Annotated in this window: 17 protein-coding genes; 7 read left to right on the top strand and 10 right to left on the bottom strand. The window is 51.4% G+C overall.

The window, feature by feature from the left end:
• Nucleotides 1–5: 5 nt before the first annotated feature.
• The 9 genes from ABGI61_RS06505 to hisG all read right to left on the bottom strand — a co-directional run bounded on the left by ABGI61_RS06505 (nucleotide 6) and on the right by hisG (nucleotide 8924).
• A complete protein-coding gene (locus ABGI61_RS06505) occupies nucleotides 6–1703 on the bottom strand; it encodes a PocR ligand-binding domain-containing protein (RefSeq protein ID WP_347598658.1) in 1698 nt (565 codons plus the stop codon).
• A gap of 107 nt (nucleotides 1704–1810) precedes the next feature.
• Nucleotides 1811–2425: a bifunctional phosphoribosyl-AMP cyclohydrolase/phosphoribosyl-ATP diphosphatase HisIE gene (gene hisIE, locus ABGI61_RS06510; RefSeq protein WP_347598661.1), complete on the bottom strand. Its 615-nt coding sequence runs from the start codon at nucleotides 2423–2425 to the stop codon at nucleotides 1811–1813.
• A gap of 11 nt (nucleotides 2426–2436) precedes the next feature.
• Entirely contained in the window at nucleotides 2437–3210 is a 774-nt protein-coding gene (gene hisF / locus ABGI61_RS06515; RefSeq protein WP_347598664.1) for an imidazole glycerol phosphate synthase subunit HisF, read from the bottom strand.
• Complete coding sequence (gene hisA / locus ABGI61_RS06520) at nucleotides 3192–3929, bottom strand: 1-(5-phosphoribosyl)-5-[(5-phosphoribosylamino)methylideneamino]imidazole-4-carboxamide isomerase (RefSeq protein ID WP_347598667.1); 738 nt, start codon at nucleotides 3927–3929, stop codon at nucleotides 3192–3194. The genes hisF and hisA overlap by 19 nt, the downstream gene beginning before the upstream one ends.
• The gene (gene hisH, locus ABGI61_RS06525) at nucleotides 3926–4519 is read right to left on the bottom strand and encodes an imidazole glycerol phosphate synthase subunit HisH (RefSeq protein WP_347598670.1); all 594 of its coding nucleotides are present in this window, start codon (nucleotides 4517–4519) and stop codon (nucleotides 3926–3928) included. Before hisH ends, hisA begins: the two co-directional genes overlap by 4 nt.
• Nucleotides 4519–5589, bottom strand: coding sequence for a bifunctional histidinol-phosphatase/imidazoleglycerol-phosphate dehydratase HisB (hisB, locus tag ABGI61_RS06530; RefSeq protein ID WP_347598673.1), 1071 nt, complete (start codon nucleotides 5587–5589; stop codon nucleotides 4519–4521). The genes hisH and hisB overlap by 1 nt, the downstream gene beginning before the upstream one ends.
• Entirely contained in the window at nucleotides 5586–6686 is a 1101-nt protein-coding gene (gene hisC / locus ABGI61_RS06535) for a histidinol-phosphate transaminase (protein WP_347598675.1), read from the bottom strand. Before hisC ends, hisB begins: the two co-directional genes overlap by 4 nt.
• A gap of 7 nt (nucleotides 6687–6693) precedes the next feature.
• Nucleotides 6694–8013: a histidinol dehydrogenase gene (gene hisD / locus ABGI61_RS06540; RefSeq protein ID WP_347598678.1), complete on the bottom strand. Its 1320-nt coding sequence runs from the start codon at nucleotides 8011–8013 to the stop codon at nucleotides 6694–6696.
• Nucleotides 8014–8015: 2 nt separating this feature from the next.
• Nucleotides 8016–8924 carry an ATP phosphoribosyltransferase gene (gene hisG, locus ABGI61_RS06545; protein WP_347598681.1) on the bottom strand — a complete coding sequence of 303 codons (909 nt, stop codon included), beginning with the start codon at nucleotides 8922–8924 and terminating at the stop codon, nucleotides 8016–8018.
• Nucleotides 8925–9373: 449 nt separating this feature from the next.
• Here hisG and ABGI61_RS06550 point away from each other — a divergent pair, with 449 nt between their 5' ends.
• The 7 genes from ABGI61_RS06550 (at nucleotide 9374) to ABGI61_RS06580 (ending at nucleotide 14496) form a co-directional block, all read left to right on the top strand.
• The gene (locus tag ABGI61_RS06550; protein WP_347598684.1) at nucleotides 9374–9625 is read left to right on the top strand and encodes a hypothetical protein; all 252 of its coding nucleotides are present in this window, start codon (nucleotides 9374–9376) and stop codon (nucleotides 9623–9625) included.
• Between the two features lie 88 nt (nucleotides 9626–9713).
• Nucleotides 9714–11639, top strand: coding sequence for a DNA repair helicase YoaA (yoaA, locus tag ABGI61_RS06555; protein ID WP_347598687.1), 1926 nt, complete (start codon nucleotides 9714–9716; stop codon nucleotides 11637–11639).
• A gap of 1 nt (nucleotide 11640) precedes the next feature.
• Entirely contained in the window at nucleotides 11641–12339 is a 699-nt protein-coding gene (gene tsaB, locus ABGI61_RS06560) for a tRNA (adenosine(37)-N6)-threonylcarbamoyltransferase complex dimerization subunit type 1 TsaB (RefSeq protein WP_347598690.1), read from the top strand.
• 62 nt (nucleotides 12340–12401) lie between these two features.
• Nucleotides 12402–12713 carry a hypothetical protein gene (locus tag ABGI61_RS06565; RefSeq protein ID WP_347598693.1) on the top strand — a complete coding sequence of 104 codons (312 nt, stop codon included), beginning with the start codon at nucleotides 12402–12404 and terminating at the stop codon, nucleotides 12711–12713.
• A 61-nt stretch (nucleotides 12714–12774) separates the two neighbouring features.
• Nucleotides 12775–13515, top strand: a complete 741-nt coding sequence (locus ABGI61_RS06570; protein ID WP_347598696.1) for an SDR family NAD(P)-dependent oxidoreductase — start codon at nucleotides 12775–12777, stop codon at nucleotides 13513–13515.
• Entirely contained in the window at nucleotides 13512–14012 is a 501-nt protein-coding gene (locus ABGI61_RS06575; RefSeq protein WP_347598699.1) for a DUF2878 domain-containing protein, read from the top strand. Before ABGI61_RS06570 ends, ABGI61_RS06575 begins: the two co-directional genes overlap by 4 nt.
• Complete coding sequence (locus ABGI61_RS06580) at nucleotides 13996–14496, top strand: chalcone isomerase family protein (protein WP_347598702.1); 501 nt, start codon at nucleotides 13996–13998, stop codon at nucleotides 14494–14496. Before ABGI61_RS06575 ends, ABGI61_RS06580 begins: the two co-directional genes overlap by 17 nt.
• Nucleotides 14497–14581: 85 nt before the next feature.
• Here ABGI61_RS06580 and katG read toward each other — a convergent pair whose 3' ends face one another.
• Entirely contained in the window at nucleotides 14582–16747 is a 2166-nt protein-coding gene (gene katG, locus ABGI61_RS06585) for a catalase/peroxidase HPI (RefSeq protein WP_440590636.1), read from the bottom strand.
• Nucleotides 16748–17088: the final 341 nt, after the last annotated feature.

The following is a 17088-nucleotide window of genomic DNA, read 5'->3' on the forward strand; positions in this document are numbered from 1 at the left end:
GAGTTTTAACCGGCTTGAAACCAGGACGGCTGGTTTTGTCCCTGGCGTTTGGCTTGATACATGGCGGTATCAGCCTGACGTAATAGCTCGTCACAATCGCTGTTGCCTTTGAATAGTACTAAACCTATGCTGCAGGCACACTGGTGCATCAGATGTTGTTCTAACGGGAAGGGGCGGGATAACGCTACAGCAATTTTTTTCGCCACACTTTGAATGTGTTGCCGGCTACCTTCTGAGTCAGTATCAATATCCCGCAATAGCACAATAAATTCATCGCCACCAAAACGGGCAACAGTGTCGGCTTGTCGCACCGAGCTCTGTAAACGTCGGGCAACCTCACGCAGTAAACCATCACCAACGCGGTGGCCGTAAATATCGTTTACCGGTTTAAAGTTATCTAAATCAATAAACATCAAACCGCAATACGTCTGATTACGTTGACTGGCAGCCATGGCTTGTAGCATATGTTCTTCCAACAGCCGACGATTGGCGAGCCCGGTTAAGCTGTCATAAAACGCTAGGCGCCGAATTTGCGAAACGCTTAAACTGCGGCTTATAGCAAGCTCTGCCAGCTTGCTATAAGTGGCTATTTTTTCCAATTGCTCGGCGCTGGGCGTTGCTGGTCGGCGATGATAAATCGCAAAGGTACCAAGTACCTGGCCCTGGGCGTTTTTGACTGGTTGCGACCAGCATGATTTCACTTCGGCAATGTCAGCCAATGCCAGATAGGGTTGCCAATAGGGGTGAGATTGAATATCACTGACAATCACCCTTTCGCCACTAAAAGCTGCAGTACCACAAGAGCCAACGCCCTTGCCAATAACAACGCCGTCAATTGCCTGGTTGTAAGCTTGTGGCAGGGAAGGTGCTGCACCGTGGCGCAGCGTTTTGCCGTCTTCATCCAGCAGCAAAATAGAGCATAACGAATCAGGATGCAGGAGTTCTACCTGGCTCACCAAATTATGCAGCACAGCTTCGAGCTCAGCGCCATCACTGATCAGGCTTAAAATTTGGTTTTGTAAGGTTAACTCTTGTGTACGTTGTTCAACTTTCAGTTCAGTTTGTTGCAGGCTTTGTTGGTAGCGGTGATTGGCCAAACTGAGCTCTGTAATTTGCAAGGCTAAGGATGACAGCATATTGAGCATAGCGGGCAGTTTGGTTTCATCGACAATTGGTACCTCTGCCAGGGCGCTCAGATATTCCTCTTTATCAAATCCAGCTTGTGCGGCTTGCTCAGTAAAATATTCCGGGTTGGGCTCAGCTAACAGAAACTGGCCAATAAACAAATTGGCGATATGCTCGCCTTCGAGCACAATTGGTGTGGCACAATCAACCAAACCATTGCGACAGCGGTATATTGAATAGTTTTTGCCTTGCTCCAGCTGCAGTGCTAACTCGCGGTCACTTTCCAGACAGCGCTGTAATGTTGTTTCTGCCTGACGATGAAACTGAATGCAAGCGCGCTGCCAGCGGGATGAGGCTAATACTTTGCCTTGCAGGTCAATCAGTGCTATGGGCACATTCATTACCTGTAAAAAATTTTCGAACAAGGTATTTAAGCGGGAAAAATCCAGCGCAGCAACCAGTTTTTGGGTTACTGTACTGTCCGGTGCGGGCAAGGCCTGGTTCCAGTCGGTGGACAGTGGATCCAGCATTTGGATCAGGTTAGCCTCGCGGTGCAGGTGCGGCGATTTTGCTGTCATGACGCCTCAAGTGTAGTTAGCTTTAGCTACTGTCGCCAGAAGGCCGCAAAGACAATTTTTTTGTTGCCGCAGCCTGGTCGTACAGCCAGGCTGCCGGCAAAACAGGTTCACTTATGCCGTTGGCGTAACACGGCTATAACATCGTTCAGTTCAAGCTGCTGGCTGCGTAGTAATACGAGCAGATGGAAAATAAGATCAGCGGCTTCGTTAGCCAATTCTTCCCGGTCACCGGCCATCGCCGCTAAGGCCGATTCAACGCCTTCTTCACCGACTTTTTGCGCAATGCGTTTTACGCCTTTGGCAAATAGGCTAGCGGTATAGCTGCTGGCCGGGTCGCTGCCTTCACGGCTTTTAATCACTTGCTCTAAGTCATATAAAAACGCCAGTTGCGGGCTGTTAGCGTTGTTATCATGCCAGCAGGTTTCGGTGCCGACATGACAGGTGGGGCCTTGCGGCAGTGCCAGCACTAAAATACTGTCAGCATCGCAGTCACTGTCGACGCTGACCAGTTGTAAAGTATTGCCCGAGCTTTCGCCTTTGGTCCACAGCCGCTGTTTGCTGCGACTGTAAAAGGTGACGTTGCCGCTTTGTAGCGTGTGCGAAAGTGCCTCCGGGTTCATGTAGCCCTGCATCAGCACTTTGCCAGAGATGGCATGCTGTACTATGGCTGGCAAAAGTTGGTTTTCCGGCCAGCTTAGTTGGTTAATGGTGTCTTTGTTCATAACTACCCTTATTATGGCCGGATGCTAATGCCATCAGCGATCAATTTGGCTTTCAAATCAGCAATTTCAATAATACCTTTGTGAAACACGCTGGCAGCCAAAGCACCATCAACATCGGCTTTTGCAAATACATCAGTAAAGTGCTGCATAGTACCGGCGCCGCCACTGGCAATCAGCGGCACAGTGCAGATATCGCGGATGCTTTTCAGCTGAGCAATATCATACCCCTGGCGTACCCCATCCTGATTCATGCAGTTAAGTACGATTTCGCCGGCACCACGGCTTAGCACCTCGCTTACCCAGTCGCGGGTAAGCCACTGGGTTTTTCGGGTGCGGCTTTCATCACCGGTAAACTGGTATACCTGATACTGGCCGGAAGTGACATCAAAAAAGCTGTCAATGCCAATCACAACGCATTGTTGGCCAAAGCTGTGGTTAAGCTCGTTAATCAGCTCAGGTCTTAGCAAGGCCGGGCTGTTTACCGAAATTTTATCCGCGCCCATTTCCAGGATTTTGCCGGCATCAGCCACCGTCTTAATACCACCGGCGACACAAAACGGAATATCGATCACTTCAGCAATACGCCGCACCCAGCTTTTATCCACCACCCGGCCATCGCTCGATGCGGTAATATCATAAAACACCAGCTCGTCAGCGCCGGCCTCGGCGTAGCGCTGTGCTAGCGGTACGATATCGCCGATAATTTCATGGTTACGAAACTGTACGCCTTTTACCACCTTGCCATCGCGTACATCGAGGCAGGGAATTAACCGTTTTGCCAGCATGCAATGGCCTCCTCAAGGGTAAATTTACCTTCCAGCAGTGAGCGGCCTAAAATAACGCCGGCCACGCCGCTGCCAATTAAAGCGCGGATATCATCCAGCTTGCCAATGCCGCCCGAAGCCTGCCACTGAATTTGCGGATACTTGCTGGCCAGCTCTTTGTATAGCTGTACATTAGAACCAGTTAAGGTGCCGTCTTTGCTGATGTCAGTACAAAGCACGTGTTTCGCACCGGCGGCAATATAACCGTCCAGCACCTGCTCCAGCGTAATGTTCGATTGTTCAATCCAGCCATGTGAGGGCAGGGTTTTCTCGCCTTTGTCGTTAATAGCGACATCCAGTGCCAGCACAATCTGCTCGCCACCGTATTTGAGCACCCAGCCTTGCACCAGCTCGCTCTGGCGTATGGCCAAACTGCCAATTACCACCCGGCCTGCGCCGGCATCAAGTAAATCAATCACGTCCTGCTCGCTGCGTACACCACCGCCAACCTGAATATGTAAAGGTGAGGCCGTCATCAGTTCGGTTAAAAGCGCCAGCTGGCGTTTAGTGGCATCTTTCGCGCCGGACAAATCGACAATGTGTAGCCAGTCGGCACCGGCCTGGGCATACCGATTACGTAAACCAAGCGGGCTGAAATCATAGTGGGTCGTGTTGTCGTAGCGGCCTTGGTACAAGCGCACCACATTGCCGTCAATTAAGTCGATGGCGGGAATAATCATAACTGCCACTCCAGAAAATTCTGTAATAAGCGCGCGCCGGTTTTACCGGAGCGCTCAGGGTGAAACTGCGCACCGGCGACATTATCTTTGCCAATTACCGCAGAAAAATCAGTACCGTAATGACACTGCGCCAGGCTGTACTCATCCGGTGCCACCGCAAAACTGTGCACAAAGTACAGATAATCGGTGTTAGCAAAGCCGCGCAGCAGCGGGTGGCTACTGATGCTGTGTAGTGTATTCCAGCCCATATGTGGCAAGCGCAGGCCTGCGCTTTGCATCGGCCGCACCTCTGATGGGATAAGGTTCAGGCAGGCTACATCACCTTCCATACTGTGCGCGGTCAGCATTTGCATACCCAGGCAAATACCCAGCAGCGGTTGTTGCAGCTGTTGCAGCGTGTCAATCAGTTCCGCCTGTTGCAGCTTGGCCATAGCATTGTGTGCGGTGCCTACGCCGGGCAGCAGCACTTTATCGGCCGCTTTAATGGCTTTGGCATCGCGGCTGATGCTGGCGTCAACGCCCAAACGTTTGAAGGCAAAATACACCGAGCTGATATTGGCACAGCCGGTATCGACAATCACCAGCTTCATCACAGCACTCCTTTTGAGCTCGGTAAGGCCTCACCCGATACGGTGATAGCCTGGCGCAGCGCGCGGCCAAAGGCTTTAAACAGGCCTTCCACTTTATGGTGCTTGTTGCCTTCGGTGATACTAAGGTGCAGTGTCATCAGCATGGCATCGCTTAACGAGCGGAAAAAGTGCGGTACCATCTCAAGTGTTAAACCGCCCACGGCGCCATCGCCAAGCTCACCGTTAAACACAAACAGTGGCCGGCCGGATAAATCCAGCACACATTCAGCGCGGCATTCATCCATTGGCAGTACAAAGCCAAAGCGGTTGATGCCGCGTTTGTTACCCAGTGCCTGCTTCAGCGCCTGGCCTAATGCCAGTGCGGTATCTTCTACGCTGTGGTGATCGTCAATGTGCAGATCGCCCACCACCTTTACCTGCAACGAAAAGCCGCCGTGGGTAGCAATTTGCTCCAACATATGGTCAAAAAAGCCAACGCCGGTGTTAAAGCTGTTATTGCCGCTGCTGTCGAGATCAACACTGATTTCAATGTCGGTTTCCCGCGTGGTGCGCCTAACGGTGGCTTTACGGCCACGGCTTAGCAGCTGTTTAGTGATTTGCGCCCAGCCTAAGCTGTCGCGGTTATACTGAAATGCCGGCAGGCCCATGTTCTCGGCCAGCTGCACATCGGTAACACGATCGCCAATGACATAAGAGTTAGTAAAGTCGATTTTGCCCTGCTGCAGGTAGTCTTTTACCAACCCCAGTTTCGGCTTGCGGCAGCTGCAGTTATCGTGTTCAAAGTGCGGGCAAATCAGCACATCGTCAAATTTGATGCCTTGTGAGGTTAACAGCTGCATCATTTTGTCGTGTGGTGCGTCAAAAGTGTCACGCGGAAAGCTGTCAGTACCCAGGCCATCCTGGTTGGTGACCATCACTAAGCGGTAGCCAGCGGCTTGCAATTTTAATAAAGAGGGCACCAAATCAGGCTCGTAAGCCAGCTTTTCCAGGCTATCGAGCTGCTTATCAATTGGCGGCTCTTCTACCATGGTGCCGTCGCGGTCGATAAATAAAATAGGCTGGCCACTCATGCGCTCACTCTCTCTTGGCTATTTGTGTTAGAAAAATACTGCTGCATTGCCTGTTGTAAGCGCTGCATTTCATCGGCGTTGCCAATGGATACCCGCACGACCTGTGACAGGCCTAACTGGCTGGACTGATTGCGAATCAAAATATCGCTTTTAATAAGGCTGCTTACGCAATCTGCGGCGTTTGCAACCTGCAACAGCACATAGTTAGCATTGCTCGGCCAGACTTTTTTTACGCCAGTTTGCGTTTTGGCAAACGCGATAAACTGGTCTCTTAGCTGGTTTATCGTCGCCACACTTTGTTGCATTTGTACAATACCGGCTTTGGATAACGCCTGGGCGGCAATTTGTGCTACCGGCTCGGCAATCGGGTAGGGCGCGATCATCTTCTTAAGTGCGTTTATCACTTCTGGTGCGGCCAAGGTAAAGCCGCAGCGCAGCCCGGCCAGGCCAAAGGCTTTAGATAAAGTGCGTAAAATGACTAAATGCGGGTAATTCGCCAGCTCATTGGCCAGTGTCGCTTGTGGTGCAAACTCGATATAGGCCTCGTCGACCACCACCAACGCCTTACCGGCAAAATGCTCAAGTACGGCAATAATTTGCGCACGCGGGATCAGATCGCCGGTAGGGTTATTCGGGCTACAGATAAACACCAACTTGGGGCTGGTGGCAAAAATGCCAGGTAAATCCAGCTGCTCGTTATTAATCAGCAGCACTTTATTCACCGCCGTTTGGTTGCTCTCCGCGCTTATCGCATACATGCCGTAAGTCGGCGGGCAAATGGTAATGCTGTCTTGTTTCGGCTCGCAAAAGCTTCTGATTAAAAGCTCTATGCCTTCATCCGCGCCGCGGCTTACCAATACCTGCTCCGATGATACACCGGCATAGTCTGCATAAGCGTTGATTACCGCTTTGGGCTGACAAGACGGGTAGCGGTTAAAAGTGCCATCTAACTGATAGCTTGGCGCTAAGGCATTTTCATTGGCGTTCAGCCAGACCGCGCCGCCACTCATGCTGCTGCGCGCCGAGGCGTAAGGCACCAGGTCTTTCACAATTTGTCTGGCCAGGTTATTTACGCCAGTTTGGGTTGAGTTTGCCATCTTGTGCTTACCCTTCAATAGAATTAAGTTCTGCCAGACGCAGCCGCACGGCATTGGCGTGCGCATCCAGGCTTTCCGCTTCAGCCAGCGTAACAATAGCCGGGCCGATATTACGCATGCCCTGTGCGCTTAGCTTTTGCACCGTGAAGCGGCGGTAAAAGTCAGTCAGCGATAAGCTCGATACCGTTTTGCTGTAACCGTAAGTGGGTAGTACGTGGTTGGTGCCGCTGGCGTAATCACCGGCAGACTCCGGCGTCCACTTTCCGACAAAGATACTGGCGGCGCTGTTAAATTGCGCTACCAGCTCGTCATCACAAGCGGTTTGCACAATTAAATGCTCCGGTGCATAGGCGTTGGTTACTGCTACCGCCTGGGCTAAATCGGCGGTTAGAATATAGCGGCTATGGCTAAGCGCGGCCTGTGCAATATCTTTGCGTGGTAGTTGCGAAAGCTGGCTGTCGACTTCTGCTTGCACGGCAGCAATTAAATCGCTGCTGTCGCTGACCAAGATCACTTGTGAATCCGGGCCATGCTCGGCTTGGGATAACAAGTCGGCAGCAACAAAGGCTGGGTTAGCGTTGCTATCGGCCAGAACCAGCACTTCCGACGGGCCGGCCGGCATATCTATTTGGGCGCCTTTGGCATCCTGGCTGACTTGCTGCTTGGCTTCAGTAACATAACGATTACCCGGGCCGAAGATTTTATCCACTTTGGCGATGCTTTGGGTGCCATAGGCCAGTGCAGCAATGGCTTGGGCGCCGCCGATAGTGTAAATCTCGCTGATGCCACACAGCTCTGCCGCATACAGAATCTCCGGCGCGATATCGCTTGCAGCTGGCTTGCCAGGCGGTGTTACCAGCACTATGCGCCCGCAACCGGCTAACTGCGCCGGTACACCCAGCATCAGTACAGTGGAGGGCAGTGGCGCACTGCCGCCAGGGATATACAAACCCACAGCGGCAATAGCGCGGCTTTTTAGCTGACAGCTAACGCCGGCACTGGTTTCTACTTCAATATCACGCGGCAACTGGGCAGCGTGAAACTTACGGATATTGTCGTACGCCAGCTCAATAGCGGCTTTACGCTCTGGCAACAGTTTAGCCAGCTGCGCTTGTTTTACCGCAACGCACAGCGCTAACGGGTTGTTATCCAGGCCATCAAACCGCTGGCTGTAGCTGCGTAGCGCCGCATCGCCGTTGGCACGTACATTGCGGATAATCTCAGCTACCTGCGCACTTAAGGATGCCGAATCCGCCAGCGCTGGCCGTGCCAGAGCGGCTTGCTGCTCTGCATAAGATAACGAAGCCCAATCAATCACGGCTGTCATGGTTACTCCATCATCTTTTCAATTGGCAGCACTAAGATGGAGCTGGCGCCAAGCGCTTTTAACTGCTCCATGGTTTCCCAGAACAGCGTTTCACTGCTCACCACATGAATAGCCACCATGGCATCATTACCTGCCAGTGGCAGCATGGTCGGGTTTTCTGCGCCCGGCAGCAGCGCAATAACTTCATCTAAGCGGGCGCGCGGCGCATGCAGCATAATGTATTTACTTTCATTGGCTTGCATCACGCCATTAATGCGCGGCATCAGTTTGTTAATCAGCTTAAGCTGGCGCTCATCGCTTAGCCCTTTGCGCTGAATAAGCACTGCCTTGCTGCGGTAAATGACTTCGACTTCTTTTAAGCCATTGGCTTCGAGTGTGGCACCGGTCGACACCAGATCACAGATAGCATCGGCTAAACCCGCGCGCGGCGCCACTTCCACCGAGCCTTTTAAATTAACAATGCGGGCATTAACGCCTTGCTGTTTTAAATAACGACCGAGCAAGCGCGGGTAAGTGGTCGCAATGGTTTTACCGTCTAATGACACCGCGCCGGTGTAGTTTTCTTCCTGCGGCACGGCAATGGATAAACGACAACCGCCGAAATCCAGCCGTTTTAGTACGGTGTAATCAAAGCTGTCGTTATCCAGCTTGCGCTGCAGTGATTCTTCCTCCAGCACGTTTTCGCCGACAATACCTAAGTCACAAACACCATCCATCACCAAACCCGGAATATCGTCATCCCGTACGCGCAGGATATCGATATCCATATTTTCGACATGGGCAATAAGGCGCTGCTCGCGCAGGTTGATTTTTAACCCGCAGCTGGTCAGCAGGGCTTGGGAGTCGACCGATAAACGGCCGGATTTCTGCATGGCGATGCGTAAACGTTTTGATTCTGTTGCCGGACTCATACTGGTCTCCGTGACGATAAATAAATTGTGTAATACGAATAAACAAAAACCCCGGGCCTGGGCTCGGGGTTGTTATGCTGCTGTACCACCGGAGCGCCAGAAAAAAGCCCTCCGAAATATCCGGACGGCTAGTCGCTATGATGATGCAGTACAGTTACAGTAGTCATAATTTGGGATTTGCTGCTTAAGTTGCTATACAAGTTACCTGTATCTGTTGTTAAGTGCAAGTCGGTTTTGGTTTATTGGTTCTAGAGCTATTTTTGTTAAGTTGCTGAAATATATGGTTTAATTGTGTTTTTTGTCTTTTTACGAAAAAAGGCAGTCGTGTTTAGTGCGTCAAATGCTGAACTTTTAGGTTAATATTTGCTCAAGTTGTATAGTCAATGCGTGCTGTGTTAAGTTTGGCCAGATCTGGCCGATAAAGGTGGAATGGTGTTAAGGAGAAGCGAATGGACGCTTTTATGCCTTTTGTACAGCGTGTACCCGGTACACCGGTCGAGCCTGATCCAAAACAGGTGGTGCCAGTGTTTAAGGATGCGCGCTTAACGCCCATTAAACCTCACGAGCAAAAATACCTTATCCTGTCGCGCTCAGGACGTAAAGGCGATTGTCGTCAGCAAGACTACCCTGACGCGCCGTATACCACGCCAGAGGACGAGCAACATGTCGATAAAGATGGCCATCTGGATATTTTTATCTGAATTTGCCGCGTATTAAGGCATAATAGCCGCCTTAATTTTCTGATGGTTTACTTTGTGCTGTTCACCCCTTATCACACTCTGAGTCAGTATGCGTAAGCAGGTAGCCAGTGCTTTTGCTCCAGGCGGTGCTTTATCTGCGCATATTGCCGGTTTTAACGCCCGCGAGGCGCAGCTTCAGATGGCACAAGCCGTCGCCGATGTTATTGAAACGCCCGGCAGCCTGGTAGTAGAAGCAGGTACCGGTACCGGTAAAACCTACGCCTATTTAGTGCCAGCGCTACTGAGCGGGAAAAAAGTGGTGCTCTCAACCGGCACTAAGAATTTGCAGGAACAGCTGTATTTTCGTGACTTACCCAAAGTCGTTAAAGCCCTAGCCAGTCCACTGCAATTGGCGCTGCTGAAGGGGCGCAGCAACTATCTGTGTTTATTTCGCTTAGAGCAGCACTACAATCATGTGCCAATGCAAGATGACCATTTGATCCAGGACTTAAGCCTGATCAAAAAATGGGCGGCTGAAACGCAAAGCGGTGATATTGGCGAGCTTAGCTACATTAGCGAAGATTCTAAAGCGCTGCCATACATTACCAGCACTACTGATAACTGTCTGGGTAAAGACTGCCCGGTATACGAAGACTGTCACTTACTCAAAGCGCGTAAAAAAGCGCAGGCGGCCGACCTGGTAGTCGTTAACCATCACTTATTTTTTGCCGATTTAGCGTTAAAAGACACCGGCTTTGGCGAGCTGTTGCCGCAAATGGATGTGATTATTTTCGATGAAGCCCATCAGCTGCCTGATATTGCCAGTGATTACTTTGGCGAGAACATCTCCAGCCGGGTTTTGCTGGAGCTGTGTCGCGATATTGATGTTGCCTGCAAAACCGAGCTACGTGACCATCCGCAGCTGGCCAAAACTGCCGATAAAGTAGCGCAGCTGATTAAAGACTGGCGGTTACAGTTTGCCCCAGAGCCTGCGCGTGGTAATTGGCGTGATCAGTATCAAAGACCAGAGATGCAGCAGGCGCTGAACCGGGTGCTTGAAGCGATAGATATGCTGTATTTGGTAATGAAAAGCAGCTTAGGGCGCTCAGATCTTATCGACAATGCCTTTGAACGGCTGGCGCTTGGTAAAGCGCGGCTACAGAAACTGACCGATATGCAGCAAACCGGCGTCAGTTTATGGTTTGAAACCAGCCGGCTACATGTCAATTTGCATTTAACGCCGCTGAGTATTGCTGACAAATTCAGTACTATCGTCGCAGAACACGAACGTAGCTGGGTATTTACCTCGGCTACTTTGTCAGTAAACAACGGTTTTAACCATTACACTGCCCAGATGGGGCTGGATAACGCCAAAACCCTGCTGCTGGAAAGCCCGTTTCATTACGCCGAGCAGGCGCTGTTATGTGTGCCGCGCTATTTGAGCGAGCCGCATGAGCAGGGCATGGCCAAGCAGTTACTGCAGATTGCGGTGCGGTTGATTGAAGCGAATAACGGTCGCTGTTTCTTCTTATTCACCAGCCATCGCATGTTACAGCTGGTGGCGCAACAGCTGCCTGATTTGGTGCGCCAGCCGGTATTAGTGCAGGGCAGCACCGGTAAGCGTTTGCTGCTGGAGCAGTTTGTTAAGCTGGATAATGCGGTACTGTTGGGCACCGGCAGTTTTTGGGAAGGCGTCGATGTGCGCGGTGACACGCTAAGCTGCGTGATTATTGATAAACTGCCGTTTGCCTCGCCGGATGAACCCTTGTTACAGGCGCGCAGTGAAGACTGCGCGCTACGCGGTGAAGACCCGTTTGCTGCAGTACAATTACCGCAGGCAGTGATTACCTTAAAACAGGGCGTCGGCCGGTTAATTCGGGATGTAACCGATCGTGGCGTGATGGTGATATGCGATAATCGTTTGGTTACTAAACCTTATGGCGAAGTTTTTTTAACCAGCTTACCGCCAATGCGCCGCACCCGCTCGCTGGATGAAGCCGTACAGTTTTTACAGCAGATAAAACAGGACACTTAAGTTGACCACAGTAAATTGCAAACTACTGGCCCTTGATACCTCTACTGAAGCTTGCTCAGTTGCACTGCAGTATGGCGATGAATTATTAACGCTGGACGAAGTGTGCCCGCAACAGCACAGCAAAAGGGTGTTGCCAATGGTGCAGCAGCTGTTAAGCCAGGTTGGGCTTAGCTTAAACCAGCTAGACGGTATTGTATTTGGTCGAGGCCCGGGCAGTTTTACCGGTGTGCGTATTGGCGTAGGGGTAACCCAGGGGTTGGCTTTTGGCGCAGATTTACCGGTGTTTGGTGTCTCTACCCTTGCGGCTATGGCACAGGCAGCGCAGCGCTTACACGGTGCAACACAAGTGATAGCGGCCATAGACGCGCGCATGGCCGAGGTGTATATCGGCAGTTTTACGTTGCAACAAAGCCTGATGCAGGCCATTGACGAAGAGTTGGCAGTTAAACCGGCGATGCTTAGCGCCTTTAATCTGAGCGGCGAAATATATGGCGTAGGCACCGGCTGGCAAACCTATGCTGATGCATTACTGGCAAAACAGCAGGTCATTATTGCGGCTGACATTTTATACCCGTCAGCGCAGGATATGCTGACGCTGGCGTTGCCGGCATGGGCGAAGGGGCAGTTTGTCGCAGCAGAGTTTGCGGAGCCGGTGTATGTGCGTGATGAGGTGACCTGGCAAAAACTGCCTGGAAAATAAAACACTTGGTTTGTTGGCGACGCTGGCTATAATTAGTGCTAAGTCTGGCTAAGATTTGTATTATGACGCTTAATATCAACTCAACGGCGAATGCAACACAAAGTATCAGTACCGTTTTTACCGGTGTTGAGCCACGTCGTGCCCAGCAGCCTGCCGACAACCGCACCGAGCGCAGTGAACTTGCACCTGGCCGGGGTGTGCGCGCCAGTGCCGAGGTGATAAACCGGCTGGATGATGAGCGTCGCCAGCAAAGCAGTTTTAGCGCAAGCAGCGACAGACGCAGTCAGCAGGCTATAGATGCTTATCAAAGTCAGGCTAACGAACAGCGGCGCAGTGAAGTGCAGGCGCTGCTGGGTGTCGATATTTACGCCTGAGTAAATCCAACTTAATCGCGCTATCGTAGTCTTAACAGCAAAGCCACACACTGGAACTGTTATGACTTCGACTTGTTTAATTACCGGTGCCAGCTCTGGCATCGGTCACCAACTGGCACAGCATTATGCCGCTAATGGCTGGACGGTTTACGCCGTCGCCCGCTCGAAAGACAAGCTTGATGATTTGGCTAAAAGTGCCGGTATTATTGCGCTGCCGCTTGATTTGACCGACAGTGCGGCTATACAAGATACTGCCACTCGGCTGCAGCAAGAGGGCGTGGTGCTGGACTTGCTGCTGTTAAATGCCGGCACCTGCGAATATGTCGACGCAACCGATCTGGATCTGGCAGCTTTTGAGCGTACCTTTGCCATTAACTTTCAGGCCGTGGTGGCGGCAACGAAATTTTTTATGCCGCTGCTCAAAGCCTCGCTCAGCCCACAGCTGGCGATCGTTAGTTCAATGGCGCACTTTTTCCCTTTTACCCGCGCTGAGGCTTATGGCGCCAGCAAGGCGGCAGTCAGTTATTTTGCCGACAGCTTACGAGTTGATTTGGCTGACAGCGGCATCAGTGTACACCTGATTGAGCCGGGTTTTGTTGACACACCGCTGACGCAAAAGAATGATTTTGCCATGCCATTTTTAGTACCGGTGGAGCAGGCGGCTACCCGTATTTACAACGGATTACTGTCAGGACAAAGCCGGATCCGCTTCCCGCGCCGGTTAAGCTTCACGTTAAAGCTGTTGTCGTTATTGCCGTATAACCTGAGAAATAAAATGGCGCAACGGATGAAACAGCAATGAGTGGCGGCAAAAGCTTTCACTGGCGGGCGCTAATTGGCTTTGAGCTGTGCTGGTTTGCCTTAGTGTATTGGCAAAACCTGGCCATGTTACCGGTGTTGGTATACTGGCTATACGGTTTTTGGCGTATAAACCACCATGAGCGGGTGGCCGTGCTGCTGATTATGCTCTTTGGCGTAGCACTTGATAGCGCACTGATTGCTGCTGATGTGCTGAGTTTTACCGCCAGCCAAATGTTACCGCTGTGGTTTGTGTTGTTATGGGGGGTATTTGCGCTGGCCGCTGTCGAATTTATGGCTAAGCTGTTAACCAAACCCTGGTTGGCAGCGTTATTAGGCGCCAGCGGCGGGCCTTTATCTTATTGGGGCGGAGCGGCGTTAAGTGGCGGCGTGCTGCAATTTCCATCGCCGCTGTATTCCGTTATCGTGTTGATCATTGCCTGGGCGCTGCTTGCGATAGCGCTGGGCCAAAGCCGGAGGTTTTATGTTAAAGCCAGCTAGCATGTTATTGGTTGCCGCATTGGCGTTTAATACCCATGCGATGCCTGATCTGAAAACGGTAGGCGAGGGCTCGTACCGCTATTTGTTTTGGCAGTTATATGATGCGCGCCTGGCCACCACCAGCGGCGAGTTTGCCGGCTATCAGCAAAGTAGCCCGGTGTTGTTGGAGCTTACTTATAAGCGTGATATTACCCGACAGCAATTCATTGACGCCACCGTTGATGAATGGAAAAAGCTCGGCCACAGCAGCGCTGACCAGCAGCAACAGTGGGCGGCACAGTTACAAAACCTCTGGCAGGATGTGAAAAAGGGCGACAAGCTGGCAGCACTGTTGCTAGCTGATGGCCGGGTTCAGTTTTATTTTAATGGCACCGAGACCGGTATTTTAGATGACACAGCTTTTGGTGCGGCGTTTTTTGATATCTGGTTGCACCCTGATACCAGTGCACCGAAATTACGTAGTGAGTTAACAGCGACTAATTAGCCGGCTTGCCGCTGAGTTGATAAGTAAAATAAAAGCGCTGCCGGATAGGGCAGCGCTTTTTCTACGCGTTAATTTAGCAAATCCATTAACGGTCCAGATTCATCACCTTAACCCAGGCTTTGACGAAATCATCGACAAATTTTTGCTTGGATGTGTCATACGCATACACTTCGGCAATAGCTCTTAGCTCAGAGTTAGAGCCAAAGATCAGGTCAACAGAGGTAGCAGACCATTTTTTCGCACCGGTTTTACGGTCGAAGCCTTCGTACACACCGTCATCAGACGCTTTTTTCCACACTGTGGACATGTCCAGCAGGTTTACGAAGAAATCGTTGTTTAAGGTACCAGGCTTGCTGGTAAATACGCCATGCTTAGCGCCCTGGAAGTTTGCATCCAGTGCACGCATACCACCAACTAACACCGTCATTTCCGGTACCGATAAATCCAGTTGATCGGCTTTATCGATCAGCATTTCGGTCGGTGAGCGGTAGCTGGCTTTTGCATCAAAGTAGTTTCTGAAACCATCTGCTGTCAGCTCCAGTAAGCTAAATGACTCAACATCGGTCATATCCTGGGTGGCATCACCGCGGCCAGGTGTAAAGGGCACTGTAATATTGTAGCCCGCATCTTTAGCTGCCTTTTCCAACGCTGCTGCGCCACCTAACACGATAAGGTCAGCCAGTGACACTTTACGACGGCCTTTGTTGAAGTCACTCTGCACTTTGCTCAGCGCTGCAATCACTTTTGCCGTTTCAGCCGGGTTGTTCACCGCCCAGTCTTTTTGTGGCGCTAAGGCTATACGGGCACCGTTGGCACCGCCGCGCTTGTCTGAATTACGGTAGCTGGCTGCTGAAGCCCAGGCTACGCGCACCAGCTCTGGTACGGTCAGACCGGTTTTCATAATGCTGGCTTTTAGCGATTTAACGTCACTGTTATTGATGGTCGACTGCGTCTTGGCATCAATAGGGTCTTGCCAAATTAAAATATCTTTTGGCACTTCAGCACCGACAAAGTTACGTGGTGGCCCCATATCGCGATGTGTCAGTTTGTACCAGGCTTTAGCAAAGGCTAAACGGTACTCTTCCGGGTTTGCCAAAAAGCGCTCGGCAATTTTGCGATACTCAGGGTCAAACTTCAGTGCCAAATCGGCAGTGGTCATCACCGGTGGGTTAAACTTGCCTTTAACATGGGCATCAGGCACCACAGTATGCAGTGATTCGTCAGTGGGGATCCACTGAATGGCACCGGCTGGGCTGCGGGTTTGTTTCCAGTCAAAGTTCAGCAGGTTACTTAAATACAACGTAGTCCAGCGGGTTGGCGCCTGTGTCCAGGCACCTTCTAAACCACTGGTAATGGTATCTTCAGAATGGCCTTTGCCGCATTTGTTTTTCCAGCCTAAACCTTGCTCCTCAATGGCTGCAGCACCAGGCTCTGCGCCTAAGCAGTCGGCTGGTTTGTGCGCACCGTGCATCTTACCGAAAGTATGGCCGCCAGCAATCAGGGCTACGGTTTCTTCATCGTTCATCGCCATGCGGCCAAAAGCTACGCGGATATTCTTGGCTGAGCCGACTGGATCTGGCACACCTTTCGGGCCTTCCGGGTTAACATAAATCAAGCCCATATGGGTAGCACCCAACGGACGCTGTAGTTTGCCATCAGCATCTTCACGGTCACTGGCAAGCATTTCAACTTCCGGGCCCCAGTATACTACGTCAGGTTCCCAGTCATCGGCACGGCCCCCGGCAAAACCATAGGTTTGAAAACCCATGTTTTCCAGCGCGACGTTACCGGCCAGTACCATTAAATCAGCCCAGGATAAGGCTTCACCGTATTTTTGCTTGATCGGCCACAATAAGCGGCGGGCTTTATCCAGGTTGCCGTTATCCGGCCAGCTGTTCAGTGGGTCAAAGCGTTGCTGACCACCGTCTGCACCGCCGCGGCCATCCAGCGTGCGGTAAGTGCCGGCGCTGTGCCAGGTCATACGGATAAAGAACGGACCATAGTTACCAAAGTCAGCTGGCCACCAGTCTTGTGATTGGGTTAACAGCGTATCAATGTCTTTCTTAACCGCCGCCAAATTCAGTTTGCTAAACGCTTCAGCGTAATTGAAGTTGGCACCGTAAGGGTTTGAACGCGCGTCATGGTCGCGCAGCGGTGATAAATCCAGTTGATCCGGCCACCAGAACTGGTTGTTGCGTGCTACACCCATTTGTGCGCTGCCCTGACCTTTGGCGCCTGCAGGTTTGGTCATTTGTGGGTTGTCGGCAAAGGCGCCGCCAGACAGTAAGAGCATGCTTACCATAGTGGCCACAGCTTTTGCTTTAAACGTCGGTCTATTCATTGTCAGCTTCCTTATCGTTTACCTGGTTAACGTGTTTTTGTTATCAACAGTCGCAGCACGCCTTCGCCCGTTGCGGCACAACAAGCTTAGGTCAATACTGCAAAACGTCACAGCAAGAAAAGTGTATAGCAAGATCTTAATAGCTGTATGTGAATTAAACCGATAAGGTTAATCGATAATTTTGATTATTTTTCTGGACTTAGCGGCGATGTCCGGCTGTACGGATTAACAGCCGGGCATTGCAGCGATGG

This window comes from Rheinheimera fenheensis, assembly GCF_039871805.1.
GTDB lineage: Bacteria > Pseudomonadota > Gammaproteobacteria > Enterobacterales > Alteromonadaceae > Alishewanella > Alishewanella fenheensis.

Bases quoted from the DNA above. Each gene is read 5' to 3' on its own strand.
- yoaA (WP_347598687.1), top strand. From the start codon at position 9,714: ATGCGTAAGCAGGTAGCCAGTGCTTTTGCTCCAGGCGGTGCTTTATCT.
- hisD (WP_347598678.1), bottom strand. From the start codon at position 8,013: ATGACAGCCGTGATTGATTGGGCTTCGTTATCTTATGCAGAGCAGCAA.
- hisIE (WP_347598661.1), bottom strand. From the start codon at position 2,425: ATGAACAAAGACACCATTAACCAACTAAGCTGGCCGGAAAACCAACTT.
- ABGI61_RS06575 (WP_347598699.1), top strand. From the start codon at position 13,512: ATGAGTGGCGGCAAAAGCTTTCACTGGCGGGCGCTAATTGGCTTTGAG.
- ABGI61_RS06505 (WP_347598658.1), bottom strand. From the start codon at position 1,703: ATGACAGCAAAATCGCCGCACCTGCACCGCGAGGCTAACCTGATCCAA.
- hisC (WP_347598675.1), bottom strand. From the start codon at position 6,686: ATGGCAAACTCAACCCAAACTGGCGTAAATAACCTGGCCAGACAAATT.
- ABGI61_RS06565 (WP_347598693.1), top strand. From the start codon at position 12,402: ATGACGCTTAATATCAACTCAACGGCGAATGCAACACAAAGTATCAGT.
- katG (WP_440590636.1), bottom strand. From the start codon at position 16,747: ATGACCAAACCTGCAGGCGCCAAAGGTCAGGGCAGCGCACAAATGGGT.
- hisB (WP_347598673.1), bottom strand. From the start codon at position 5,589: ATGAGTGGCCAGCCTATTTTATTTATCGACCGCGACGGCACCATGGTA.
- ABGI61_RS06580 (WP_347598702.1), top strand. From the start codon at position 13,996: ATGTTAAAGCCAGCTAGCATGTTATTGGTTGCCGCATTGGCGTTTAAT.
- hisH (WP_347598670.1), bottom strand. From the start codon at position 4,519: ATGAAGCTGGTGATTGTCGATACCGGCTGTGCCAATATCAGCTCGGTG.
- ABGI61_RS06570 (WP_347598696.1), top strand. From the start codon at position 12,775: ATGACTTCGACTTGTTTAATTACCGGTGCCAGCTCTGGCATCGGTCAC.
- hisF (WP_347598664.1), bottom strand. From the start codon at position 3,210: ATGCTGGCAAAACGGTTAATTCCCTGCCTCGATGTACGCGATGGCAAG.
- hisG (WP_347598681.1), bottom strand. From the start codon at position 8,924: ATGAGTCCGGCAACAGAATCAAAACGTTTACGCATCGCCATGCAGAAA.
- hisA (WP_347598667.1), bottom strand. From the start codon at position 3,929: ATGATTATTCCCGCCATCGACTTAATTGACGGCAATGTGGTGCGCTTG.
- ABGI61_RS06550 (WP_347598684.1), top strand. From the start codon at position 9,374: ATGGACGCTTTTATGCCTTTTGTACAGCGTGTACCCGGTACACCGGTC.